Annotated in this window: 35 protein-coding genes; 1 reads left to right on the top strand and 34 read right to left on the bottom strand. The window is 68.0% G+C overall.

What is annotated here, in order from left to right; all coding sequences use genetic code 11:
- Window positions 1–68 precede the first annotated feature (68 nt).
- Window positions 69–836: a GNAT family N-acetyltransferase gene (locus FYW95_RS03185; RefSeq protein WP_236572033.1), complete on the top strand. Its 768-nt coding sequence runs from the start codon at window positions 69–71 to the stop codon at window positions 834–836.
- A gap of 40 nt (window positions 837–876) precedes the next feature.
- Here FYW95_RS03185 and truA read toward each other — a convergent pair whose 3' ends face one another.
- The 34 genes from truA to fusA form a co-directional block, all read right to left on the bottom strand.
- A complete protein-coding gene (truA, locus tag FYW95_RS03180; RefSeq protein WP_159941478.1) occupies window positions 877–1,716 on the bottom strand; it encodes a tRNA pseudouridine(38-40) synthase TruA in 840 nt (279 codons plus the stop codon).
- A gap of 97 nt (window positions 1,717–1,813) precedes the next feature.
- On the bottom strand, window positions 1,814–2,356 hold the full coding sequence (gene rplQ / locus FYW95_RS03175; RefSeq protein ID WP_159941477.1) for a 50S ribosomal protein L17: 543 nt from the start codon (window positions 2,354–2,356) through the stop codon (window positions 1,814–1,816).
- 70 nt (window positions 2,357–2,426) lie between these two features.
- Window positions 2,427–3,449, bottom strand: a complete 1,023-nt coding sequence (locus FYW95_RS03170; protein ID WP_097636105.1) for a DNA-directed RNA polymerase subunit alpha — start codon at window positions 3,447–3,449, stop codon at window positions 2,427–2,429.
- Window positions 3,450–3,631: 182 nt separating this feature from the next.
- Complete coding sequence (gene rpsK / locus FYW95_RS03165; protein ID WP_013156138.1) at window positions 3,632–4,036, bottom strand: 30S ribosomal protein S11; 405 nt, start codon at window positions 4,034–4,036, stop codon at window positions 3,632–3,634.
- 68 nt (window positions 4,037–4,104) lie between these two features.
- Window positions 4,105–4,485: a 30S ribosomal protein S13 gene (rpsM, locus tag FYW95_RS03160; protein WP_159941476.1), complete on the bottom strand. Its 381-nt coding sequence runs from the start codon at window positions 4,483–4,485 to the stop codon at window positions 4,105–4,107.
- Between the two features lie 207 nt (window positions 4,486–4,692).
- On the bottom strand, window positions 4,693–4,806 hold the full coding sequence (gene rpmJ / locus FYW95_RS03155) for a 50S ribosomal protein L36 (RefSeq protein ID WP_082206327.1): 114 nt from the start codon (window positions 4,804–4,806) through the stop codon (window positions 4,693–4,695).
- 47 nt (window positions 4,807–4,853) lie between these two features.
- On the bottom strand, window positions 4,854–5,075 hold the full coding sequence (gene infA, locus FYW95_RS03150; RefSeq protein WP_013156135.1) for a translation initiation factor IF-1: 222 nt from the start codon (window positions 5,073–5,075) through the stop codon (window positions 4,854–4,856).
- Window positions 5,076–5,523: 448 nt separating this feature from the next.
- Window positions 5,524–5,976, bottom strand: coding sequence for a DUF1707 domain-containing protein (locus FYW95_RS03145; RefSeq protein ID WP_159941475.1), 453 nt, complete (start codon window positions 5,974–5,976; stop codon window positions 5,524–5,526).
- Between the two features lie 58 nt (window positions 5,977–6,034).
- The gene (map, locus tag FYW95_RS03140) at window positions 6,035–6,859 is read right to left on the bottom strand and encodes a type I methionyl aminopeptidase (protein ID WP_159941474.1); all 825 of its coding nucleotides are present in this window, start codon (window positions 6,857–6,859) and stop codon (window positions 6,035–6,037) included.
- Window positions 6,859–7,521 (bottom strand): adenylate kinase, encoded by a 663-nt coding sequence (locus tag FYW95_RS03135; protein ID WP_201294640.1) that lies wholly within the window; start codon window positions 7,519–7,521, stop codon window positions 6,859–6,861. Before FYW95_RS03135 ends, map begins: the two co-directional genes overlap by 1 nt.
- Window positions 7,522–8,835 carry a preprotein translocase subunit SecY gene (gene secY / locus FYW95_RS03130; RefSeq protein WP_159941473.1) on the bottom strand — a complete coding sequence of 438 codons (1,314 nt, stop codon included), beginning with the start codon at window positions 8,833–8,835 and terminating at the stop codon, window positions 7,522–7,524.
- A 282-nt stretch (window positions 8,836–9,117) separates the two neighbouring features.
- On the bottom strand, window positions 9,118–9,582 hold the full coding sequence (gene rplO / locus FYW95_RS03125; protein ID WP_160049974.1) for a 50S ribosomal protein L15: 465 nt from the start codon (window positions 9,580–9,582) through the stop codon (window positions 9,118–9,120).
- Window positions 9,579–9,764, bottom strand: coding sequence for a 50S ribosomal protein L30 (gene rpmD, locus FYW95_RS03120; RefSeq protein ID WP_159941471.1), 186 nt, complete (start codon window positions 9,762–9,764; stop codon window positions 9,579–9,581). The genes rplO and rpmD overlap by 4 nt, the downstream gene beginning before the upstream one ends.
- Window positions 9,765–9,766: 2 nt before the next feature.
- Entirely contained in the window at window positions 9,767–10,369 is a 603-nt protein-coding gene (gene rpsE / locus FYW95_RS03115) for a 30S ribosomal protein S5 (protein ID WP_159941470.1), read from the bottom strand.
- 49 nt (window positions 10,370–10,418) lie between these two features.
- On the bottom strand, window positions 10,419–10,799 hold the full coding sequence (gene rplR, locus FYW95_RS03110) for a 50S ribosomal protein L18 (RefSeq protein ID WP_160049973.1): 381 nt from the start codon (window positions 10,797–10,799) through the stop codon (window positions 10,419–10,421).
- 2 nt (window positions 10,800–10,801) lie between these two features.
- Window positions 10,802–11,338, bottom strand: coding sequence for a 50S ribosomal protein L6 (gene rplF, locus FYW95_RS03105; protein WP_159941468.1), 537 nt, complete (start codon window positions 11,336–11,338; stop codon window positions 10,802–10,804).
- A 17-nt stretch (window positions 11,339–11,355) separates the two neighbouring features.
- Complete coding sequence (gene rpsH, locus FYW95_RS03100; protein WP_159941467.1) at window positions 11,356–11,754, bottom strand: 30S ribosomal protein S8; 399 nt, start codon at window positions 11,752–11,754, stop codon at window positions 11,356–11,358.
- Window positions 11,755–12,020: 266 nt separating this feature from the next.
- Window positions 12,021–12,206 carry a type Z 30S ribosomal protein S14 gene (locus tag FYW95_RS03095; protein ID WP_013156124.1) on the bottom strand — a complete coding sequence of 62 codons (186 nt, stop codon included), beginning with the start codon at window positions 12,204–12,206 and terminating at the stop codon, window positions 12,021–12,023.
- 13 nt (window positions 12,207–12,219) lie between these two features.
- Window positions 12,220–12,795 carry a 50S ribosomal protein L5 gene (gene rplE / locus FYW95_RS03090; RefSeq protein ID WP_159941466.1) on the bottom strand — a complete coding sequence of 192 codons (576 nt, stop codon included), beginning with the start codon at window positions 12,793–12,795 and terminating at the stop codon, window positions 12,220–12,222.
- Window positions 12,795–13,100 carry a 50S ribosomal protein L24 gene (rplX, locus tag FYW95_RS03085; RefSeq protein WP_017573366.1) on the bottom strand — a complete coding sequence of 102 codons (306 nt, stop codon included), beginning with the start codon at window positions 13,098–13,100 and terminating at the stop codon, window positions 12,795–12,797. The genes rplE and rplX overlap by 1 nt, the downstream gene beginning before the upstream one ends.
- Window positions 13,101–13,103: 3 nt before the next feature.
- Complete coding sequence (gene rplN / locus FYW95_RS03080) at window positions 13,104–13,472, bottom strand: 50S ribosomal protein L14 (RefSeq protein WP_013156121.1); 369 nt, start codon at window positions 13,470–13,472, stop codon at window positions 13,104–13,106.
- 104 nt (window positions 13,473–13,576) lie between these two features.
- Window positions 13,577–13,849 (bottom strand): 30S ribosomal protein S17, encoded by a 273-nt coding sequence (gene rpsQ / locus FYW95_RS03075; RefSeq protein WP_159941465.1) that lies wholly within the window; start codon window positions 13,847–13,849, stop codon window positions 13,577–13,579.
- A complete protein-coding gene (gene rpmC, locus FYW95_RS03070; RefSeq protein ID WP_017573369.1) occupies window positions 13,846–14,100 on the bottom strand; it encodes a 50S ribosomal protein L29 in 255 nt (84 codons plus the stop codon). Before rpmC ends, rpsQ begins: the two co-directional genes overlap by 4 nt.
- The gene (gene rplP / locus FYW95_RS03065) at window positions 14,100–14,513 is read right to left on the bottom strand and encodes a 50S ribosomal protein L16 (RefSeq protein WP_159941464.1); all 414 of its coding nucleotides are present in this window, start codon (window positions 14,511–14,513) and stop codon (window positions 14,100–14,102) included. Before rplP ends, rpmC begins: the two co-directional genes overlap by 1 nt.
- Before the next feature lie 3 nt (window positions 14,514–14,516).
- Entirely contained in the window at window positions 14,517–15,320 is an 804-nt protein-coding gene (gene rpsC / locus FYW95_RS03060) for a 30S ribosomal protein S3 (protein ID WP_159941463.1), read from the bottom strand.
- Window positions 15,320–15,688, bottom strand: a complete 369-nt coding sequence (gene rplV / locus FYW95_RS03055; protein ID WP_097636094.1) for a 50S ribosomal protein L22 — start codon at window positions 15,686–15,688, stop codon at window positions 15,320–15,322. The genes rpsC and rplV overlap by 1 nt, the downstream gene beginning before the upstream one ends.
- A gap of 73 nt (window positions 15,689–15,761) precedes the next feature.
- A complete protein-coding gene (gene rpsS, locus FYW95_RS03050; protein WP_116247426.1) occupies window positions 15,762–16,040 on the bottom strand; it encodes a 30S ribosomal protein S19 in 279 nt (92 codons plus the stop codon).
- 12 nt (window positions 16,041–16,052) lie between these two features.
- Window positions 16,053–16,892, bottom strand: coding sequence for a 50S ribosomal protein L2 (gene rplB / locus FYW95_RS03045; protein ID WP_017598540.1), 840 nt, complete (start codon window positions 16,890–16,892; stop codon window positions 16,053–16,055).
- A 56-nt stretch (window positions 16,893–16,948) separates the two neighbouring features.
- The gene (gene rplW / locus FYW95_RS03040; protein WP_159941462.1) at window positions 16,949–17,239 is read right to left on the bottom strand and encodes a 50S ribosomal protein L23; all 291 of its coding nucleotides are present in this window, start codon (window positions 17,237–17,239) and stop codon (window positions 16,949–16,951) included.
- Window positions 17,236–17,907: a 50S ribosomal protein L4 gene (gene rplD / locus FYW95_RS03035; protein WP_160049972.1), complete on the bottom strand. Its 672-nt coding sequence runs from the start codon at window positions 17,905–17,907 to the stop codon at window positions 17,236–17,238. Before rplD ends, rplW begins: the two co-directional genes overlap by 4 nt.
- Window positions 17,908–17,910: 3 nt before the next feature.
- Window positions 17,911–18,561, bottom strand: a complete 651-nt coding sequence (rplC, locus tag FYW95_RS03030; RefSeq protein WP_159941460.1) for a 50S ribosomal protein L3 — start codon at window positions 18,559–18,561, stop codon at window positions 17,911–17,913.
- Between the two features lie 12 nt (window positions 18,562–18,573).
- Window positions 18,574–18,882 (bottom strand): 30S ribosomal protein S10, encoded by a 309-nt coding sequence (gene rpsJ / locus FYW95_RS03025; RefSeq protein WP_014908366.1) that lies wholly within the window; start codon window positions 18,880–18,882, stop codon window positions 18,574–18,576.
- A 255-nt stretch (window positions 18,883–19,137) separates the two neighbouring features.
- Window positions 19,138–20,331, bottom strand: coding sequence for an elongation factor Tu (gene tuf / locus FYW95_RS03020; protein ID WP_159941459.1), 1,194 nt, complete (start codon window positions 20,329–20,331; stop codon window positions 19,138–19,140).
- Window positions 20,332–20,412: 81 nt separating this feature from the next.
- On the bottom strand, window positions 20,413–22,527 hold the full coding sequence (gene fusA, locus FYW95_RS03015; protein ID WP_159941458.1) for an elongation factor G: 2,115 nt from the start codon (window positions 22,525–22,527) through the stop codon (window positions 20,413–20,415).
- Window position 22,528 lies beyond the last annotated feature (1 nt).

Below are 22,528 nucleotides of genomic sequence, written 5' to 3'. Positions count from 1 at the left end.
CCGAGCGCGCGAGGGGCGTCGCGGCCTCGGCCGGAACGCCCCTCGCGCCGTCCGGAAGGAGCGGGGCCGTGACCGCCGTCAGCGACCCCGCCCTGGTGCGGGGCCTCCAGGAGAGGGCCGCCCGGGCCATGCCCGCGGAGCGGGTCGAACCCGCCCGGGGCTGGTGGCTGCGCCACGCGCCCGACGGCGCCTGGTGGACCGGGACGGTCCTGCCGCACGCCGGAACGGACCCGGAGGACCTGGCGGAGCGGATCACCGGGGCCGAGCGCTTCCACACGGCCCGGGGCACGGTCGCCCGGTTCCAGATCACCCCCGGGGCCTGCCCCGGGGAACTCGACGCCGCCCTGGCCGGGCGCGGCTACCGCCGCCACGGCTCACTGGCGCTCATGGCGGCGCCCGCCGCGCGCGTCCGGTCCGGGGTCCCGGAGGGGGCACCGCGCGTCCTGGTGGAGGGGCGCCCCGCCCCCGCGTGGCTGCGGGTCCGGGGGGCGGCCCAGGGCCCGGGCGCCGACCTCCGCGCGGAGCGCGCCACCCTCGCCCGGGTCCGCGCCCCCTCCGCCTACGCCTGCGCGCTGGCCGGGGACGAGGTCGTCGCGGTGGGCCGCGCCGTGGCCGACACCGGCTGGGCGGGGGTGTTCGGCCTGGCCACGCTCCCCCGGGCCCGCGGCGGGGGCGCGGCCCGGGCCGTGCTCGCGGCGCTGGCCGCCTGGGCCGAGGAACAGGGGGCCGGACGGATGTACCTGCAGGTGGAGGAGGACAACACCCCGGCCGTGCGGCTGTACGGGCGGGCGGGCTTCGTCCGGGTGCGCGGCTACCACTACCGCTCCGCGCGATGAGGCCCCGGCGCTGCCGTGCCCCGCGGGGACGGCCGCGGCCTCACTCCGTGTGGCCCCGGCGGGACAGCTCCCGCACCCGGCGGGTGGCCGAGGCGCGCTCGGCCAGCTCCTCGTCGGGCGGGTAGCGCACCTCCTCCAGGCTCAGCCCCTGCGGTCCGACCACGTGCACCGACGAGTCCCTCGACGCGGCCCCCAGCACCCGGCCCGGCCAGTCCACCTCCCGGCGGCCGTCCCCGACCGCCAGCAGCGCTCCCACGAGCGCGCGGACCATGTTGTGGCAGAACGCGTCGGCCTGGATCGTGCCGTGCAGCAGGTGCTCGTCCACCCTGGTCCACTCCAGGCGCTGGAGCTCCCGGATGGTGGTCGCTCCCTCGCGCTTCCTGCAGAAGGACGCGAAGTCGTGCTCGCCGAGCAGGCGCCGGGCCGCCTCGTTCATCCGGTCGGCGTCCAGGGGACTGCGGTGCCACAGCACGTCGCGCCTCAGCAGCGGGTCCACCCCGTAGGGCGCGTCGCTGACCCGGTACAGGTAGCGGCGGAACAGCGGGGAGAAGCGGGCGTCGAAGCCCGGGGGCGCCAACCGGGCCGCGCGCACCCGCACGTCCCCGGGCAGCACCCCGGCCAGGCGGCGCAGCACCCGCCCGCCCTCGTTCTCCCACGTGTCGGCGGGAATGTCGGCCTGCACCACCTGGCCGCGGGCGTGCACACCGGCGTCCGTGCGGCCGGCGCAGGTCAACGACACCGAGGGCAGCCGCAGCACCCGGGCCAGCGCGGCCTCCAGCTCGCCCTGCACCGTGCGCCGGTTCGGCTGCGCCGCCCATCCGGAGAAGTCCGTGCCGTCGTAGGCCACGTCCAGCCGCACCCGGACCGTCGTCTCGTCCATGCCACCCCTCTTCGCGCAAAGAACGAGTGCCCGACCCCCCAGGGGATCGGGCACTCCGCCGGACGCGTACGCGCGGGCAGCCCGCACGTGTCGCGTCCTACTTGTCCTCGGACTTGTCGCCCTCGGCCTGGGCGGTCTCGTCGGCCTGGGCCGTCTGGTCGGAGGTGGTGTCCTCGGCCGGCTGGTCGCCCGCCTCGGCGGCCGGGGCCTCGGTCGTCTCCTCGGCCTTGGGCTCCTCCGCCTTGGCGGCGCCCTGGGCGGAGGCCGGAGCGGCGGGGGCGCTCAGCGCCTCGACCAGCTCGATGACCGCCATCGGCGCGTTGTCACCCTTGCGCGGACCGATCTTGGTGATCCGGGTGTAGCCGCCGGGGCGGTTCTCGTAGCGCGGGCCGATCTCGGTGAAGAGCTCGTGCACGACGGCCTTGTCCGTGATCTTGGTCAGGACCTGGCGGCGGGCGTGCAGGTCACCGCGCTTGCCGAGGGTGATCAGCTTCTCCGCGTACGGGCGCAGGCGCTTGGCCTTGGCCTCGGTGGTGCGGATGCGGCCGTGCTGGAACAGCGAGGTGGCCAGGTTCGCCAGGATGTGCCGCTCGTGAGCGGGCCCGGAACCCAGACGGGCGCCCTTGGTAGGCGTGGGCATGGTGTCGTTCTCCTAGTGATGCGGTCCACGGCCGCACTCGGCCGGGGACCATGTGGGCGACGAAGGTCGGTTAGTACTGCTCCGTCTCGACGAAGGACTCGCCCTCGTCGTCCTCGGAGCTGTAGGAGTCGGCCGCCGAGCTGGGGTCGAATCCGGGCGGGGAGTCCTTCAGCGACAGGCCCATGTCGACGAGCTTCTGCTTGACCTCGTCGATGGACTTGGCACCGAAGTTGCGGATGTCCAACAGGTCCTGCTCGGAGCGGGCAACCAGCTCTCCGACGCTGTGGATGCCCTCACGCTTGAGGCAGTTGTAGGACCGGACCGTGAGGTTGAGGTCCTCGATCGGCAGCGCCAGGTCGGCCGCCAGGGCGGCGTCCGTGGGCGAGGGGCCCATGTCGATGCCCTCGGCGTCGACGTTGAGCTCGCGCGCCAGACCGAACAGCTCGACCAGGGTCTTGCCCGCGCTGGCGACCGCGTCCCGGGGACGGATGGCCGGCTTGGTCTCGATGTCGACGATCAGGCGGTCGAAGTCGGTGCGCTGCTCGACGCGGGTGGCCTCGACCTTGTAGGTCACACGCAGGACCGGGGAGTAGATGGAGTCGATCGGGATCCGACCGATCTCCTGCCCGGCCTGCTTGTTCTGCGTCGCCGAGACGTAGCCGCGGCCGCGCTCGACCGTCAGCTCCATCTCCAGCTTGCCCTTGCCGTTGAGCGTGGCGATGTGCAGGTCGGGGTTGTGCACCTCGACACCGGCCGGAGGGGCGATGTCCGCAGCGGTCACCACACCGGGGCCCTGCTTGCGCAGGTACATCAGCACCGGCTCGTCGTGCTCGGAGCTGACGACCAGGCCCTTGAGGTTGAGGATCATCTCGGTGACGTCCTCCTTGACACCGGGCACGGTGGTGAACTCGTGCTCGACGCCCTCGATGCGGATGCTCGTGACAGCCGCGCCGGGGATGGAGGACAGCAGGGTACGCCGGAGCGAGTTACCGATGGTGTAGCCGAAACCCGGCTCCAGCGGCTCGATGACGAACTTCGAGCGCAGGTCCGAGACCGCTTCCTCGGTGAGCGTGGGACGCTGTGCGATCAACATGGTCCGTGTCTTCCCTTCCACATGGCCGCCCGCTATTTGACGGCCACCGGACGGACACCGCGGATGCGGTGCCCACTACTCGGATTCCTACCCCGCCCGCGCGGGCCCCAGCCGGGGACCGCGCGGGATCAGGCGCGGCGCGGCGCCCGCGCGGATAGGACCGCGGGCGCGCGCTGCCGGGATCAGACCCGGCGGCGCTTGGGCGGACGGCAGCCGTTGTGCGGAACCGGGGTGACGTCCTGGATGGAGCCGACCTCCAGGCCGGTCGCCTGCAGCGAGCGGATGGCGGTCTCCCGGCCCGAACCCGGGCCCTTCACGAAGACGTCCACCTTGCGGACGCCGTGCTCCTGGGCGCGGCGGGCAGCGGCCTCGGCGGCCATCTGCGCGGCGTAGGGGGTCGACTTACGCGAACCCTTGAAGCCCACCTGGCCGGAGCTGGCCCACGAGATCACGGCACCGGTCGGGTCGGTGATGCTCACGATCGTGTTGTTGAACGTGCTCTTGATGTGAGCGTGTCCGTGGACAATGTTCTTCTTTTCCTTGCGGCGCACCTTGCGCGCGGCACCCTGACGGCCCTTAGGCGGCATGAGCGTAACTCCCAGAGATCATCGGTCCGTTGTCGTCCGGACGCGGTTGACAGTCCAGTCCGAGCGGACTACTTCTTACCGGCCTTCTTCTTACCGGCCACGGTCTTCTTCTTGCCCTTGCGGGTGCGCGCGTTGGTCTGCGTGCGCTGACCGCGGACGGGGAGCCCACGGCGGTGGCGGATGCCCTGGTAGCTACCGATCTCCATCTTGCGACGGATGTCGCCCTGCACCTCGCGGCGCAGGTCGCCCTCGACCTGGTAGTTCGCGCCGATCCACTCGCGCAGCTTGACCAGGTCCTCCTCGGACAGCTGGTAGACGCGGGTGTTGCCGTCGACGCCGGTCTGCTTCAGGGTCTCCAGCGCACGGGTGCGCCCGATCCCGAAGATGTACGTGAGAGCGATCTCCACCCGCTTGTCGCGGGGAAGGTCGACGCCTTCGATACGTGCCATGTGGGCGAGACTCCTATTTGCCCTATGCGGAGGTCTTGCCCGTTCCACCCTCTCGTCGCCCAATCGACGAGGCCCCGGCCTCCGACCGGGGGTACCTCCCGCGCCGCGTCGGCGGCGGGAGTCGGAACAGGTTTGCGTTGTTTCGTGTGCCCGGGGGCTGCGCCGCCGGGCCGATCGCTGTGAAGCCGCGACCAGCGGACCGGGGGACTAGCCCTGGCGCTGCTTGTGGCGCGGGTCCGAGCAAATGACCATGATCCGGCGGTTACGGCGGATCACGCGGCACTTCGCGCAGATCTTCTTCACGCTCGGCTTGACCTTCATGGTGACTCCGAACTCATCCTGTACCGGGCCCGCGGGCCCGCCACGGGCTACTTGTAGCGGTAAACGATGCGCCCGCGCGTGAGGTCGTACGGGCTCAGCTCCACGACGACGCGGTCGTCGGGGAGAATACGGATGTAGTTCATCCGCATCTTGCCGCTGATGTGGGCAAGGACCTGGTGCCCGTTGTCGAGCTCTACCTTGAACATAGCGTTGGGTAGGGACTCGACAACGGAACCCTCGATCTCGATGGCGCCGTCTTTCTTGGCCATGTCCTCCACGCCTCGCTCATCGATTGGTTGATCAGGACAACCCGACGCGACCCCAGTGGCCCCACATGACGCGACGGCCCCGGCGACAGCGGTTCACACCGGCCGTCACCGACGCCTGGGCACACTGGAAGATCAGGTCAACTGCAAGAGCTTACGTCGATGAGAAGACGTGGCGCAAAGAAGGCAGACTGACCCAACAGCCCGCGTATGGGCAGTGACAGTCTATCCCCCCGCGGCAAGTGCTCCTGACCACCTCTCATGTGAGGGCGCCAGCGGGGTTCCGCAGGGGTCGGACGTCGCCGCCGGGCAGCACCGCGCCGTAGGCGTCGTTTGAGGGGGCGGCGGGCGACGGGCGGGCAGGAGCCGGGCACGGGAGACACCGGAGAACCGCGCTCTTCGGGCGCCCGAACCAGGCCGGAGCGAGGCGGAGGCCCGAAGGGGCGCAGTCTCATTCGCGGGAGTCGGGGTGGCCCCGCTGACCGGCCAGCACGCCGACGGTCACCACACCCATCACGATCCCCCAGGGACCCATCACCCACAGGAACCACGGGTAGTCGTAGTCGGTGGTGAGGAACAGGATCAGCCAGATGACGAAGCACAGGACGTTGACGCCGACGTAGAGCGCCCACGGCACCATCAGGGCCGGGTCGCGCATGCTGAGCGGGGGCGCCACCGCGAAGTCCTCCGGCCGGGCGCCGCGGAGGTCGGCGAGGTCGCGCTCGGGGAGGTCTCCGGTGACCAGGGCCAGCTCGTCCGCGGTGCGGGCCTTGTAGGTGCGGCTGAGGCGCTCGGTGAACTCCTCCTGGTCCAGCCGCCCCTGGGCGAAGTGCTCCTGGAGCAGCCGCGCGACGCGGTCGCGTTCCGCGTCGGACGTTCGTGTGGACGGCACCGGGTCGGACACTGCGCGCACCTCGCATCGGTGACCCGCGGTCCCGCGTCCCACGACCGGGACGCAGGCCCTACCAGGTCGGCTGGACGAACCCCATGTCGGCGATCTTAGCGCGGTTGGACTCGCGAGCGGTCAGCACGAGCGGACCGTCCGCGGTGATCGCGACCGTGTGCTCGAAGTGCGCCGCCCGACCGCCGTCCCGGGTCACCACGGTCCAGCCGTCGTCGAGCTGGACGACGTCGTGGCGGCCCAGGGTGGTCATCGGCTCGATGGCCAGGCACATGCCCTCGACCAGCTTCAGCCCCTTGCCGCGCTTGCCGTAGTTGAGCACGTGCGGCTCCATGTGCATCTCGGTGCCGATGCCGTGGCCACCGTACTCGCGGACGTTGCCGTAGCCGCCGTTGCGGGAGATGTGGTCGCCGATCGCGAAGCCGACGTCACCCAGGCGGCGGCCCGGGCGCAGCTCGTTGATCCCCCGCCACATGGACTCCTCGCAGACCTCCATCATGCGCAGGTCCTCGGGGCGGGCCTCGCCGACGGCGACCGTGATCGCCGAGTCGCCGTGCCAGCCCTCCAGGATGGCCCCGCAGTCGATGGAGATGATGTCGCCCTCGGCGAGCACCCGCTCGGCGCTGGGGATGCCGTGGACGACCTCCTCGTTCACCGACGCGCAGATGGACCCCGGGAAGCCGTGGTAGCCCTTGAAGGAGGGAACGGCTCCCGCGTCGCGGATCACCTTCTCCGCCACGGCGTCCAGCTCCAGGGTGGACACCCCGGGCCGCACGGCGGCCCGGAGGGTGTCCAGGGCGCGGGCCACGACCTGGCCCGCCGCCCGCATCCTGGCGATCTGGTCCGGGGTCTTGATCTGCACGGCCGGTTCGGACTTGCGACGCATCAGGAACCGGCTCCGGACCTGTCCTCGATGGCGGCCTTGGCGCGGGCCGTCACCTCCTCCACGGCACCCGTGGCGGCGATGGTGGCCAGCAGGCCCTGTGCCTCGTAGAACTCCACCAGCGGAGCGGTCTGCTCCCGGTAGACCTTGAGGCGGTGCCTGATGGTCTCCTCGCGGTCGTCCTCACGCTGGTACAGCTCGGCGCCCTCGTTGTCGCACCGGCCCGCCACCTTGGGCGGGTCGTACTCGACGTGGTACACCCGGCCGCACTCGGGGCACGAACGGCGTCCCGAGAGGCGCTTGACGACCTCTTCCTCGTCGACCCTCAGCTCCAGGACGACGTCCAGGCGCGTGTCGAGGTCGGCGAGCATCCCCTGGAGCGTCTCCGCCTGGGGGACGTTGCGCGGGAACCCGTCGAGTAGGAACCCCGACCCGGCGTCGTCCTGGGCCAGCCGGTCCCTGACCATGGCGTTGGTGACCTCGTCGGGGACGAGGTCACCGCGGTCCATGTACTCCTTGGCCCTCTTGCCCAGTTCGGTACCGCCGCTGACGTTGGCCCGGAAGATGTCACCGGTGGACACCTTCGGGATCGACAGTTCCTTCGCGAGGATCTGGGCCTGGGTGCCCTTGCCGGCCCCAGGCGGCCCCACCAATACTGCTCGCATTTATCGCAGAAAACCTTCGTAGTTCCTCTGCTGGAGGTGACTCTCGATCTGCTTCACCGTATCCAGCCCGACGCCGACCATGATGAGGATGCTCGTTCCGCCGAAGGGGAAGTTCGCGCTGGCGCCGGTGGCGCCGAGGGCGACCATCGGCAGCAGAGCGATCACACCCAGGTACAGAGAGCCTGGCGTCGTCAGCCTGGTCAGGACGTAGTCCAGGTACTCGGCGGTCGGACGCCCCGGTCGGATACCCGGGATGAACCCACCGTACTTCTTCATGTTGTCGGCCACTTCAGTGGGGTTGAAGGTAATCGCGACGTAGAAGAACGCGAAGCCGATGATCATCACGAAGAAGGTGGCCATGTACACGGGGTGTGTACCGGTGAGGAAGTAGTCCTGGATGAAGGTCACCACCGGGTTGGTGGACTCCTGGCCCATCAGGCCCACCAGCAGCTGGGGCAGGTACAGCAGCGAGGAGGCGAAGATCACCGGGATGATGCCCGCCTGGTTGACCTTCAGCGGGATGTAGGTGGAGCTGCCGCCGTACATGCGGCGCCCGACCATCCGCTTGGCGTACTGGACCGGGATGCGGCGCTGGGCCTGCTCCATGAAGACCACGGCGGTGATGAGCACCAGGCCCGCGATGCAGATGATGGAGAAGATCCAGACGGAGCGCTCCTGGTACAGCCCGGCGATCGCGGAGGGGAACATCGCGATGACCTGGGTGAAGATGAGCAGTGACATGCCGTTGCCGACGCCGCGCTCGGTGATGAGCTCGCCGAACCACATGATGATGGCCGTGCCGGCGGTCATCGTGAAGACGATGGTGACCAGGGTGAGGATGTCCTGGTTGGGCATGTAGGAGCTGACCGGGATGGCCCCCTGGAACAGGGCACCCGTCCTGGCCATGGCGACGATGCTGGTGGCCTGCAGGACCGCGAGCATCAGGGTGAGGTAGCGGGTGTACTGGGTGATCTTGCTCTGCCCGGACTGGCCCTCCTTCTTGAGGGCCTCCAGGCGGGGGATGACCACCGTCAGCAGGTTGATGATGATGCTCGCGGTGATGTACGGCATGACCCCGAGCGCGAACACCGCCAGTTGCAGCAGCGCACCGCCGCTGAACAGGTTGACAAGCGCGTACACACCGGAGGTGTCGGCGGCGGTGATCGCCTCCATCTGGTCCCGGATGGCCGCCGAGTTGATACCCGGCGCCGGGATCACCGATCCCAGACGGAAGATCGTCAGGATGAACAGTGTGAACAGCAGCTTGTTGCGCAGGTCGGGCGTGCGGAATGCACGAACGAACGCACCTAGCACGTCTCCTCCTGCGCGGCTTCGGCGGCGGAACGGGTTCCAGACATCGCGGCCGATCCTGAATCGTCGTAGAACGTCAGCTCCGGGCGGTCGCCCGTTGCTCGGAAGTATTCACATTACGTCAAGGCGTGAACTCAAACAGATGGCACTGTAACAGTGATCACGCGACAGTTGAGTTCGTGAGACATAACGATCACCGCTCACAACGCGCGCGGGGGCGTCCGCCAGCGGATCCCTCACGGACCCGCCCGGCGAACGCCCCCGGTCGCACATGGCGGAGAAGCCCTACAGCTCGGTGGCGGAGCCACCGGCCGCGGTGATCTTCTCCTTCGCCGATGCGGAGAACGCGTGCGCGCTCACCTGCACGGCGGCGGTGATCTCACCGGTGCCCAGGACCTTGACGAGCTGGTTCTTGCGAACCGCGCCCTTGGCGACCAGGCCCTCGACGGTGACCTCGCCGCCCTCGGGGTAGAGCTCGCTCAGCTTGTCCAGGTTGACGACCTGGTAGGTCGTCTTGAACCGGGCGTTGCTGAAGCCCTTGAGCTTGGGCACCCGGCGGATGAGCGGCATCTGGCCGCCCTCGAAGCCAGGACGGACGGTGTTACGAGCCTTGGTGCCCTTGGTGCCGCGACCGGCGGTCTTGCCCTTGGAGGCCTCGCCGCGACCCTTGCGGATCTTGGCCTTGTTCGAGCCCGGGGCGGGACGCAGGTGGTGCAGCTTGAGCAGCTCGTCGGGGTTGTAGTCGCTCATTCGGCAACCTCCTCGACAGAGACGAGGTGCGCGACGATCGTGATCTGCCCGCGAACCTCAGGGCGGTCCTCACGGACGGTGGACTTGCCGATCCGGCCCAGGCCCAGCGACTGCAGAGCAGCGTGCTGCTTCGCCTTGCCGCCGATCTTGGAACGGGTCTGCGTGATCTTGAGCTTGGCCATGGTCAGGCTCCTGCCTTCGCCTCAGCGCGAGCGCGCAGCATGGCGGCCGGGGCGACGTCCTCGATCGGCAGGCCACGGCGGGCGGCGATCTCCTCGGGCTGGTTGAGGCCCTTCAGAGCCGCCACGGTGGCGTGCACGATGTTCAGCGGGTTGGACGAGCCGAGCGACTTGCTCAGCACGTCGTGGATGCCGGCGCACTCCAGCACGGCGCGCACGGGACCGCCGGCGATGACACCGGTACCCGGGGCGGCCGGACGGAGCAGGACGACGCCCGCGGCGTCCTCGCCCTGGACCCGGTGCACGATCGTGCCCTGGATGCGGGGGACGCGGAAGAAGTTCTTCTTCGCCTCCTCGACACCCTTGGCGATCGCGGCCGGGACCTCCTTGGCCTTGCCGTAACCGACACCGACCATGCCGTTGCCGTCACCGACGACGACCAGGGCGGTGAAGGAGAAGCGACGGCCGCCCTTGACGACCTTCGCGACCCGGTTGATGGTCACGACCTTCTCGATGTAGGTAACACCCTTGTCTGCGGCGCCGCCGCGGCGATCGTCACGGCGATCACGCCGCTCGCCACCGGCGCCGCGCCGCGGTGCTGCAGCCATCAGTGGTTCCTCTTCTCGTGGTTGTTCTTGGCCGTTACAGAGGTCATCACTAGAACTCCAGCCCGCCCTCGCGCGCCGCCTCGGCGAGCTTGGCGATCCGACCGGCGTACTGGTTGCCGCCGCGGTCGAAGACGACGGCGCTGACCCCGGCGGCCCTGGCGCGCTCAGCGATGAGCTGGCCCACCCGGGCGGACTTGTCGGACTTGGTGCCCTCGGCGGAACGCAGGTCGGCCTCGACGGTGGAGGCCGCGGCCAGGGTGTGGCCCCGGGTGTCGTCGATGACCTGCGCGACGATGTGCTTCGAGGAGCGGAACACGGCCAGGCGCGGACGCTCGGCGGTGCCGACGACCTTCTTGCGGACGCGGAACTGGCGGCGCGCACGGGAGGTGGCCCGCTGGGAGGTCCGCTTGCGGCTCACGGTGATACCCATGCCTACTTACCAGCCTTTCCGGCCTTGCGGCGGATGTGCTCACCCTGGTACCGCACGCCCTTGGCCTTGTACGGGTCAGGCTTGCGCAGACTGCGGATGTTCGCGGCGACCTGCCCCACCAACTGCTTGTCGATGCCCTCGACGTGGAGGAGGGTGGGCTTCTCCACGCGGAAGGTGATGCCCTGCGGGGGCTCCATCACGACCGGGTGGCTGTAGCCCAGCGAGAACTCCAGGTTGGAGCCGCGGGCCTGGACGCGGTAACCCACACCGTGGATCTCCAGCGTCTTGGTGTAGCCCTTGGACACGCCCTCGACCAGGTTCGCGATCAGCGCACGGGTCAGGCCGTGCAGCGAGCGGTTCTCCGGCTTGTCGTCGGGACGCGCCACGGTGACCACGCCGTCCTCGACGGAGGCGGTGATCGGTTCCGTGATGGTGTGCTTCAGTTCGCCCTTCGGACCCTTGACAGTGACGTCTTGCCCGTTAATCGTGACTTCGACGCCCTTGGGGACCGAGAGCGGCAGTCGACCGATGCGCGACATGCTTCAATCTCTCCCTGTTACCAGACGTAGGCGAGGACTTCGCCGCCCACGCCACGCTTCTTGGCCTGCTTGTCCGTCATCAGGCCGCCGGACGTCGAAATGATCGCCACACCGAGGCCGCCCAGCACGCGGGGCAGGTTCTCCTTCTTGGCGTACACCCGCAGACCGGGCTTGGAGACCCGGCGGATGCCCGCGATCGAACGCTCCCGGGTGGGGCCGTACTTCAGGTCCAGGACGAGGTTCTGGCCCACGGGGGCCTCCTCGGTCCGCCAGCCCTGAATGAAGCCCTCCTGCTGGAGGATCTCGGCGATGTGCGCCTTGATCTTGGAATACGGCATCGCCACGGTGTCGTGGTAAGCCGAATTCGCGTTACGCAGACGCGTGAGCATGTCTGCGATCGGGTCGGTCATCGTCATGGCCGACTGGCCCTTCCTCACCGCGGTTTCCGAGTGCGGGCCTTCCCAGGGCCTGTCCTCGCGCGGGCGTACCCGCGAAGGTGCACAAACGGACCTACGGCGTGGTCGTGGGCACCGCGGTCCCCGGGGGGACTACCGTGCCCTGATGGTTGGATGTTGCCGGACCGTGTCCGCGTCGGGCGGTCACGGCCACAATGAGACACCGGTGCTTCGGGGGGCCGAACCGTCTCCTCCGGGGAGGAGCGCTCGGTCGGCCCCGCCGGAAACTACCAGCTCGACTTGGTGATACCGGGCAGCTCGCCCCGGTGGGCCATCTCGCGGAAGCAGATACGGCACAGGCCGAACTTCCGGAAGACGGCGCGCGGGCGGCCGCACCGCGAGCATCGAGTATACGCGCGAACGCCGAACTTCGGCTTCCGCTGCGACTTGGCGATCAGGGACTTCTTAGCCATGTGTGCTTACCCCTCAGGCTTCCTTGAACGGGAAACCGAGCCGCTTGAGCAGGCTGCGGCCCTGTTCGTCGGTCGTGGCCGTGGTGACAACCGTGATGTCCATCCCACGCTGCCGGTCGACCTTGTCCGGGTCCACCTCGTGGAACATGACCTGCTCGGTCAGACCGAAGGTGTAGTTGCCGTTGCCGTCGAACTGCTTCGGGGACAGGCCGCGGAAGTCCCGGATACGGGGCAGGGCGAGCGAGAGCAGCCGGTCGAGGAACTCCCACATCCGGTCGCCGCGCAGCGTGACGCTGACGCCGATCGGCTGGCCCTCGCGCAGCTTGAACTGCGCGATGGACTTCTTCGCCCGGTTGATCTTCGGCTTCTGGCCGGTGATCGCCGTGATGTCGGCGATCGCGCCCTGGATCAGCTTCGCGTCACGAGCCGCCTCGCCGACACCCATGTTGACCACGATCTTCGTCAGACCGGGGACCTGCATGATGTTGGCGATGCCGTGCTCCTCCTTGAGGGCGGGCACGATCTCGTTGCGGTACTTCTCCTTCAGCCGCGGCATCGGAGGCGCGGTGATGTCGTTGGTGACCGTCATCAGATGTCCTTACCGGTGCGGCGGGAGACCCGAACCTTGGTTCCGTCTTCCTCGAAGCGGTAGCCGACCCGGGTGGCCTTGCCGTCCTCCGCGAGCGCGACGTTGCTCACGTGGATCGGGGCCTCCTTGGTGACGACCTCGCCCTGCTGGCCGCCCGCGGGGTTGGCCTTCCTGTGCTTCTTGACCAGGTTGACGCCCTCGACGATGACACGGTCTTCCTTCGGCAGGGCCTTGACGACCTTGCCGGTGGCACCCTTGTCCTTGCCGGCGAGGACGATGACCTCGTCGCCAGATTTGATCTTCATCGCTCAGAGCACCTCCGGCGCCAGCGAAATGATGCGCATGTACTTCTTGTCACGCAGCTCACGGCCCACCGGGCCGAAGATGCGGGTGCCTCGCGGGTCCCCACCGTCCTTGATGAGCACGGCAGCGTTCTCATCGAAGCGGATGTAGGAGCCGTCGGGCCGGCGGCGCTCCTTGACGGTGCGCACGACAACGGCCTTGACGACGTCGCCCTTCTTGACTCCAGCGCCAGGCAGGGCGTCCTTCACCGTGGCGACGATGGTGTCGCCGATTCCGGCGTAGCGCCGACCCGAGCCACCGAGAACACGGATGGTGAGGATCTCCTTGGCACCCGTGTTGTCGGCGACCTTGAGTCGCGACTCCTGCTGAATCACGTCTGCTCCTGATGTGATGCGTGCGGTCCACTGCCGCACGGCTAGGTGGTCTCACCCCTCGCGCCGGCGGCCGACAACGGGTGTCGGCCGCCGACAGGCTGGGGTTACTTAGCCTTCTCCAGGATCTCCACGATGCGCCAGCGCTTGGTCGCGGAGAGGGGCCGGGTCTCCATCAGTCGGACCCGGTCCCCGACGCCACAGGAGTTCGTCTCGTCGTGCGCCTTGTACTTGGACGTGCGACGGATGACCTTGCCGTACCTGGCGTGCGTGATGCGGTCCTCGACCTCGACGACGACGGTCTTGTCCATCTTGTCGCTGACGACGTAACCCTCGCGCACCTTGCGGTAGTTGCGGGTCGCGGTCTGGTTCTCACTCATTCGGCTGCTTCCTTCGACTCCTGCGCCGACTCACCAGACAGCGGGGCGATGCCCAGCTCGTGCTCCCGCAGCACCGTGTAGATCCGCGCGATCTCACGCTTGACGGTACGCAGTCGGCTGTGGTTGTCGAGCTGGCCGGTGGCGGCCTGGAAGCGGAGGTTGAAGAGCTCTTCCTTGGCTTCCTTGAGCTTGGCGACCAGGTCCTCCACGGACTGGTCCCGGAGCTCATGGGCAGTCACGGACTTGGCCATCACTCCCCCTCCCGCTTAACGAACTTGCACTTCATCGGGAGCTTGTGCATCGCACGGCGCATGGCCTCCTTGGCCACGTCCTCGGGCACGCCCGACAGCTCGAACATCACGCGGCCGGGCTTGACCGGCGCGACCCACCACTCGGGCGAACCCTTACCGGAACCCATCCGGACCTCGGCGGGCTTCTTGGTCAGCGGGCGGTCCGGGAAGATGTTGATCCACACCTTGCCGCCACGCTTGATGTGACGCGTCATGGCGATACGAGCGGACTCGATCTGGCGGTTCGTCACGTAGGCCGACTCCAGGGCCTGGATGCCGTACTCGCCGAAGTTGACCGTCGTGCCGCCCTTGGCCTTGCCGCGCAGATCCGGGTGGTGCTGCTTGCGGTACTTGACCTTACGAGGAATAAGCACTGGTCAGCTCCCCTCGGTCTTCGCAGCCTCGGCCTTGGCCTCGCTGCCCTGCTGCTGGCCGCCGGCGCCCGCGGCACCGCCGCGGCGACGGCGCTGCGGACGCTCGCGGCGCTGGCCGCCGCCGCCACCGCCGCCGCCGGCGGAACGCTGGGCGGCCTGGGCCGCCTCGCGCTCGGCGCGGGTCGCGGGGGCGTCGCCCTTGTAGATCCACACCTTCACGCCGATGCGGCCGAACGTCGTACGGGCCTCGAAGAAGCCGTAGTCGATGTCGGCGCGCAGCGTGTGCAGCGGGACGCGTCCCTCACGGTAGAACTCCGAGCGGGACATCTCGGCCCCGCCCAGACGGCCACCGCACTGGATACGGATGCCCTTGGCACCGCTCTTCATCGCGCTCTGCATGGCCTTGCGCATCGCGCGGCGGAAGGCCACGCGGCTGCTCAGCTGCTCGGCGACGCCCTGGGCGACGAGCTGCGCGTCGATCTCCGGGTTCTTCACCTCGAAGACGTTCAGCTGCACCTGCTTGCCGGTGAGCTTCTCCAGGTCCGTGCGGATGCGGTCGGCCTCCACACCGCGGCGGCCGATGACGATGCCCGGCCGGGCGGTGTAGACGTCGACGCGGACACGGTCACGGGTGCGCTCGATCTCCACCTTGGAGATACCGGCGCGCTCCATGCCCCGGGTCAGCATCCGGCGGATGGCGACGTCTTCCTTGACGTAGTCCTTGTAGGACTTGTCGGCGTACCAGCGGCTCTTGAAGTCGGTGGTGACGCCGAGGCGGAACCCGTGCGGGTTTACCTTCTGCCCCACTATCGGGTCCTTTCCTTCGTCTTGGACGAGGCGCCCGAGCGCTCAGCGACGACCACGGTGATGTGGCTCGTACGCTTGGTCACCCGGAAAGCACGGCCGAAGCCTCGGGGGCGAATGCGCTTCAGGGTCGGACCCTCGTCCACCCACGCGCGCTCGACCACCAGCGTCTCGCGGTCCAGCTTGTCGTTGTGCTCGGCGTTGGCGATAGCACTGGCCAGTACCTTGCCAACGGGCTCGCTCGCCGACTGGGGCGCGAACCGGAGCACCGCCTGTGCCTCGTCAGCGGGCAACCCGCGAATAAGGTCCACCACCCGGCGGGCCTTCCGGGGCGTAACACGGACGAACCGTGCCTGTGCCCTCGTTCCCATCGCTTTTCCCTCGCTCACGGAAATTCATCTCCACTCACCGTGGAGAAATGGTTCTTGATTCCTGCTGCAACCGCTAACGGCGGCTACGGCGGTCTTCCTTGACGTGGCTACGGAAAGTACGCGTGGGAGCGAACTCACCGAGCTTGTGGCCGACCATCGACTCGGACACGAACACGGGGACGTGCTTGCGGCCGTCGTGGACGGCGATCGTGTGACCGATCATCTCCGGGACGATCATGGACCGCCGGGACCACGTCTTGATGACGTTCTTGGTCCCCTTCTCGTTCTGCGCTTCCACCTTCTTGATCAGGTGGTCGTCGACGAAGGGACCCTTCTTAAGGCTACGTGGCATCAGACGTGCTCCTTACCGCTTCTTCTTACCGCTACGCCGACGCCGCACGATCAGCTTGTCGCTGGCCTTGTTCTTGGCCCGGGTCCGGCCTTCCTTCTTGCCCCAGGGGCTGACCGGGTGACGGCCACCCGAGGTCTTGCCCTCACCACCACCGTGCGGGTGGTCGACCGGGTTCATCACGACACCGCGGACGGTCGGGCGCTTGCCCTTCCAACGGGAGCGGCCGGCCTTGCCCCAGTTGATGTTGGACTGCTCGGCGTTGCCGACCTGGCCGACGGTGGCGCGGCAGGTGATCTCCACCATGCGCATCTCACCGGAGGGCATACGCAGCGTGGCGTAGCGGCCCTCCTTGGCCAGGAGCTGGATCTGCGAACCGGCGGAGCGGCCCAGCTTGGCGCCGCCACCCGGCTTCAGCTCGACCGCGTGCACGAACGTACCCGTGGGGATGTTGCGCAGCGGGAGGCAGTTGCCGGGCTTGATGTCGGACTGCGGACCGTTCTCGACCCGGTCGCCCTGCTTGAGGCCGGCGGGCGCCAGGATGTAGCGCTTCTCGCCGTCCACGTAGTGGAGCAGGGCGATGCGGGCGGTGCGGTTGGGGTCGTACTCGATGTGAGCGACCTTGGCCGGCACGCCGTCCTTGTCGTGGCGACGGAAGTCGATCACGCGGTAGGCCCGCTTGTGACCGCCACCCTGGTGGCGGGCGGTGATCCGGCCGTGGCCGTTGCGCCCGCCCTTGGAGTGAAGCGGACGCACCAGGGACTTCTCCGGCTCCGAGCGCGTGATCTCGACGAAGTCGCTCACGCTGGAGCCGCGACGACCCGGCGTCGTCGGCTTGTACTTACGAATGCCCATCTTCTTCGCGCATTCCTTACGTGTTGCTTGGTGTGTAGCGGTCGGACCGGGAGGGGTCAGACACCGAAGATGTCGATCCGGTCGCCCTCGGCGACGCTGACGATCGCGCGCTTGGTGTCGGGACGCTTCCCGTAACCGAAGCGGGTGCGCTTGCGCTTGCCCTTGCGGTTGATCGTGTTCACGCTCGTGACCTTCACGTCGAAGATCTTCTCGATCGCGATCTTGATCTGGGTCTTGTTGGCGTCGGGCCGGACGATGAACGTGTACTTGTTCTGGTCCATGAGCCCGTAGCTCTTCTCGGAGATCACCGGCTCGACGATGATGTCCCGGTGGTCGGCGATCCTCACTGGTCGTCCTCCTCGGACTCAGCGGCCTTGGAGGCACCGGCCGCGTGGGCCAGGAACTCGGCGTAGCCCGCCTCGGTGAAGACCACGTCGTCCGAGTACAGGACGTCGTAGGTGTTCACCTGGTCCGCGTCGAGGATGTGCACCTCTTCGAGGTTGCGCAGGGCGCGCCGGTTGTGCTCGTCCTCGCGGGCCAGCACCACCAGGACCTTGTCGGACTCGGTGACCTGGCGCAGCGACTTCAGAGCGGTCTGCGTGAACTTGCTCTCCAGGTCCTCAGGCACGAAGTGGCTGATGACGTGGATGCGGCCGTGACGCGCCCGGTCGGAGAGGGCACCGCGCAGGGCGGCGGCCTTCATCTTCTTGGGCGTGCGCTGGCTGTAGTCGCGCGGCTGGGGTCCGTGGACCGTGCCACCGCCCGTGTACTGCGGGGCGCGGATCGAACCCTGGCGGGCCCGACCGGTGCCCTTCTGGCGGTAGGGCTTCTTGCCACCGCCGCGGACGTCGCCGCGGGTCTTGGTGGCGTGCGTGCCCTGGCGGCCGGCGGCCATCTGGGCGTTCACGACCTGGTGGATCAGCGGGATGCTGACCTGCTGGGCGAAGACGCTCTCCGGCAGCTCGACGCTGCCCTTGGCGCCGCCCTCGGGGTTCTTGACCTCGATCTCGGCCATGGCTTACTTGTCCCCCTTCACAGCGGTGCGGACGAGCACCAGACCGCCGTTGGGACCGGGGACGGCACCCTTGACCAGGATGAGCCCCTTCTCCGCGTCCACGGAGTGAACGGTCAGGTTCTGGACGGTCTTGCGCACGTTGCCCATGCGACCAGCCATCCGCATGCCCTTGAAAACGCGGCCGGGCGTGGCGCAGCCGCCGATGGAACCGGGAGAGCGGTGCTTGCGCTGCGTGCCGTGCGAGGCGGACAGACCACGGAAACCGTGGCGCTTCATCACACCGGCGAAGCCCTTGCCCTTGCTCTTACCCGTGACGTCGACCTTCTGGCCGGACTCGAAGGCGTCCGCGGTGACCTCCTGGCCGAGCGTGTACTCGGTGGCGTCGGTCGTGCGGACCTCGACGTAGTGCCGGCGCGGGGTCAGGTCGTGCTTGCGCAGGTAGTCGCCGAGCGGCTTGTTGACCTTGCGCGGGTTGATCTGCCCGTAGCCCAGCTGGACGGCCGAGTAGCCGTCGGTGTCCGGAGTCCGGATGCGGCTCACGACGCACGGACCGGCCTTCAGAACCGTCACGGGAACCATCTGGCCCGCGTCGTCGAAGACCTGGGTCATGCCGAGCTTTTCGCCCAGAACTCCCTTGATCTGCTTGGTGGCCATGTCTGTGCGTCCTTAAAGCTTGATCTCGATGTCAACGCCAGCCGGGAGGTCGAGTCGCATGAGCGAGTCCACCGTCTTCGGCGTGGGGTCGATGATGTCGATCAGCCGCTTGTGCGTGCGCATCTCGAAGTGCTCGCGCGAGTCCTTGTACTTGTGCGGCGATCGGATGACGCAGTAAACGTTCTTCTCCGTCGGCAGCGGCACCGGGCCCGCGACCTGTGCGCCAGTTCGCGTCACGGTCTCGACGATCTTCTTCGCCGAGCTGTCGATGACCTCGTGGTCATAGGCCTTTAGCCGAATGCGGATCTTCTGTCCCGCCATGTGGCCTGTTCGTCCTTCGCTTCAGTGTCCGTAACGGTGATCTGTCCCGGTCACAGACGCCCAGGCCCGGCGAGTCCGCCGTGTGGCCGTGAGCCCCTATTCCCTTGAGAAACCGCAACAGGGCTTGCCCCTGCGGTGCGTCACCGTCACAGAGCCCGATGACGTCTTGTGGTGTGGCGGGCGGGCCGCCGTGTGGGCGGCCCGCCCGCCACGCCGGACGGCGGCTCCCGGGGGAGCGGCCGTCCGGCGTGCGTACTACTTGAGGATCTTCGTGACGCGACCGGCGCCCACGGTCCGGCCACCCTCGCGGATGGCGAACTTCAGGCCCTCTTCCATCGCGACCGGCTGGATCAGGTTGACGGTCATCTCGGTGTTGTCACCGGGCATGACCATCTCCGTGCCCTCCGGCAGCGTCACGACGCCGGTGACGTCGGTGGTGCGGAAGTAGAACTGCGGGCGGTAGTTGTTGAAGAACGGCGTGTGGCGGCCACCCTCGTCCTTGGACAGGATGACGACCTGGGCCTCGAACTCGGTGTGCGGGGTGGTCGTACCGGGCTTGATGACGACCTGGCCGCGCTCGACGTCCTCGCGCTTGGTGCCGCGCAGGAGCAGACCGACGTTGTCGCCGGCCTGGCCCTGGTCGAGCAGCTTGCGGAACATCTCGACACCGGTGACCGTGGTGGTCTGCTTCTCTTCCTTGATGCCGACGATGTCAACGGTCTCGTTGACGTTGATGATGCCGCGCTCGATGCGGCCGGTGACGACGGTGCCGCGACCGGTGATCGAGAAGACGTCCTCGATCGGCATCAGGAAGGGCTTGTCGGTGTCACGCTCGGGCTCGGGGATGAACTGGTCCACGGTGCTCATGAGCTCCAGGACCGACTTGCCCCACTCCTCGTCGCCCTCCAGCGCCTTGAGCGCGGAGACCTTGGTGACGGGGACGTCGTCGCCGGGGAACTCGTACTCGCTCAGGAGCTCGCGGACCTCGAGCTCGACGAGCTCGAAGATCTCCTCGTCGTCCACCATGTCGGCCTTGTTCAGGGCCACCACGATGTAGGGCACGCCGACCTGGCGGGCCAGGAGCACGTGCTCCTTGGTCTGCGGCATCGGGCCGTCGGTGGCGGCCACGACCAGGATGGCGCCGTCCATCTGCGCCGCACCCGTGATCATGTTCTTCACGTAGTCGGCGTGACCGGGGCAGTCCACGTGAGCGTAGTGGCGCTGCTCGGTCTGGTACTCGACGTGGGCGACGGAGATGGTGATACCGCGCTCGCGCTCCTCGGGAGCGTTGTCGATGTCCTCGAACGGCGTGAACGGGTTCAGGTCCGGGTACGCGTCGTGCAGCACCTTGGTGATGGCGGCGGTCAGCGTGGTCTTGCCGTGGTCAATGTGACCGATGGTGCCGATGTTGACGTGCGGCTTAGTCCGCTCGAACTTTTCCTTCGCCACTGGATGTCTCCTAGACGTACAGAGCTATCTGGTCCGTCCCCGGCCCGGGGCCGGGGGATCGGATGGGTTACGCGTCCGCGACTACTCGCCGCGGACCTTCGCCACAATTTCTTGGGCGACAGCGGACGGAACCTCCGCGTAGGAGTCGAACACCATCGAGTAGTTGGCTCGACCCTGCGTACGGCTGCGCAGGTCACCCACGTAGCCGAACATTTCGGAGAGGGGCACCTGGGCCTTGACGACCCGGACGCCGGAACGCTCGTCCATGGACTGGATCTGTCCACGGCGGGAGTTCAGGTCGCCGATGACGTCGCCCATGTACTCCTCAGGGGTGGTGACCTCCACGGCCATGACCGGCTCAAGGAGAGTCGGCTTGGCCAGCTTGACGGCCTCCTTGAAGGCCATCGAACCGGCGGTCTTGAAGGCCATCTCGGAGGAGTCGACCTCGTGGTACTGGCCGTCCTGCAGCGTCACCTTGACGCCGACGAGCGGGTAGTGCGCGAGCACGCCCAGCTCGGCGGCCTCCTGGCAGCCCGCGTCCACCGAGGGGATGTACTCCCGCGGGATGCGGCCACCGGTGACGGCGTTGACGAACTCGTACCCCGTGGCGTCGCCGCTCTCGGTCTCCAGGGGCTCGAGGTCGATCTTGACCTTGGCGAACTGGCCCGACCCACCGGTCTGCTTCTTGTGGGTGTAGGTGTGCCCCTCGACCTTCTTGCGAATGGTCTCGCGGTAGGCCACCTGGGGCTTGCCGATGTTCGCCTCGACCTTGAACTCGTCGCGCATGCGGTTGACGAGGACCTCGAGGTGCAGCTCGCCCATGCCCGAGATCACGGTCTGGCCGGTCTGCTCGTCCGTGGCGACCTGGAACGAGGGGTCCTCGTCCGCCAGGCGCTGGATCGCGATGCCCAGCTTCTCCTGGTCGCTCTTGGTCTTGGGCTCGATGGCCACCTCGATGACCGGCGCCGGGAAGGTCATGGACTCCAGGACGATCGGGTTGCCCTGGTCGCACAGGGTCTCACCGGTCGTGGTGTCCTTGAGGCCCATGACGGCGACGATGTCACCGGCACCGACCTCGGCGATCTCCTCGCGCTTGTTGGAGTGCATGCGGTAGATCTTGCCGATGCGCTCCTTGCGGCCCTTGACGCTGTTGAGCACCTGGGTGCCGGCCTGCAGGACACCCGAGTAGACGCGCACGTAGGTCAGCTTGCCCAGGTGCGGGTCGCTCATGATCTTGAAGACCAGCGCCGAGAGGGGCTCGTCGTTGCTCGGCTTGCGGCTGAGCTTGGTCTCCTCGGACTCGTCCTTGGGGTCGTGGCCCTCGATGGCCTCGACGTCCAGGGGCGAGGGGAGGTAGGCGGTGACCGCGTCGAGCAGGGGCTGCACGCCCTTGTTCTTGAACGCGGTGCCGCACAGGACCGGAACGGCGGTGCCGGCGATGGTGGCGCGGCGGATCGCGGGGATGAGCTGCTCCACGGTGGGCTCCTGGCCCTCCAGGTACATCTCCATGATCTCGTCGTCGGCCTCGGCCAGCGTCTCGATGAACTGGTCGCGGGCCTCGCGGGCGGCGTCGGCGTGCGACTCGGGGATGTCGATGGTGTCGTACATCTCGCCGAGCGCGGCCTCGTCGTTCCAGACGTAGGCCTTCATCTTCACGAGGTCGATGACGCCCTTGAAGTCGCCCTCGGAGCCGATGTTGAGCTGGATCGGCATGGCGTTGGCGCCGAGGCGCTCACGGAACATGTCGACACAGCGCTGGAACTCGGCGCCGATCTTGTCCATCTTGTTGACGAAGCAGATCCGCGGAACGCCGTAGCGGTCAGCCTGACGCCAGACCTGCTCCGACTGGGGCTCCACGCCTTCCTTGGCGTCGAAGACCGCGACTGCACCGTCGAGGACACGCAGCGACCGCTCGACCTCGACCGTGAAGTCGACGTGGCCGGGCGTGTCGATGATGTTGATGGTGTGGTCGTCCCAGTGGGTGGTGGTAGCAGCCGAGGTAATGGTGATACCCCGCTCCTGCTCCTCCTTCATCCAGTCCATCGTGGCGGCGCCGTCGTGGACCTCACCCACCTTGTGGGTGACACCGGTGTAGTAGAGGATGCGCTCAGTCGTCGTGGTCTTACCCGCGTCGATGTGCGCCATGATCCCGATGTTGCGGACCTTGGCCAGGTCAAGAACAGTCTTAGCAGCCATG

This window comes from Nocardiopsis sp. FR4, assembly GCF_009830945.1.
Taxonomy (GTDB): Bacteria; Actinomycetota; Actinomycetes; order Streptosporangiales; family Streptosporangiaceae; genus Nocardiopsis.
This window is presented reverse-complemented; position numbering and strand designations above follow the sequence as displayed.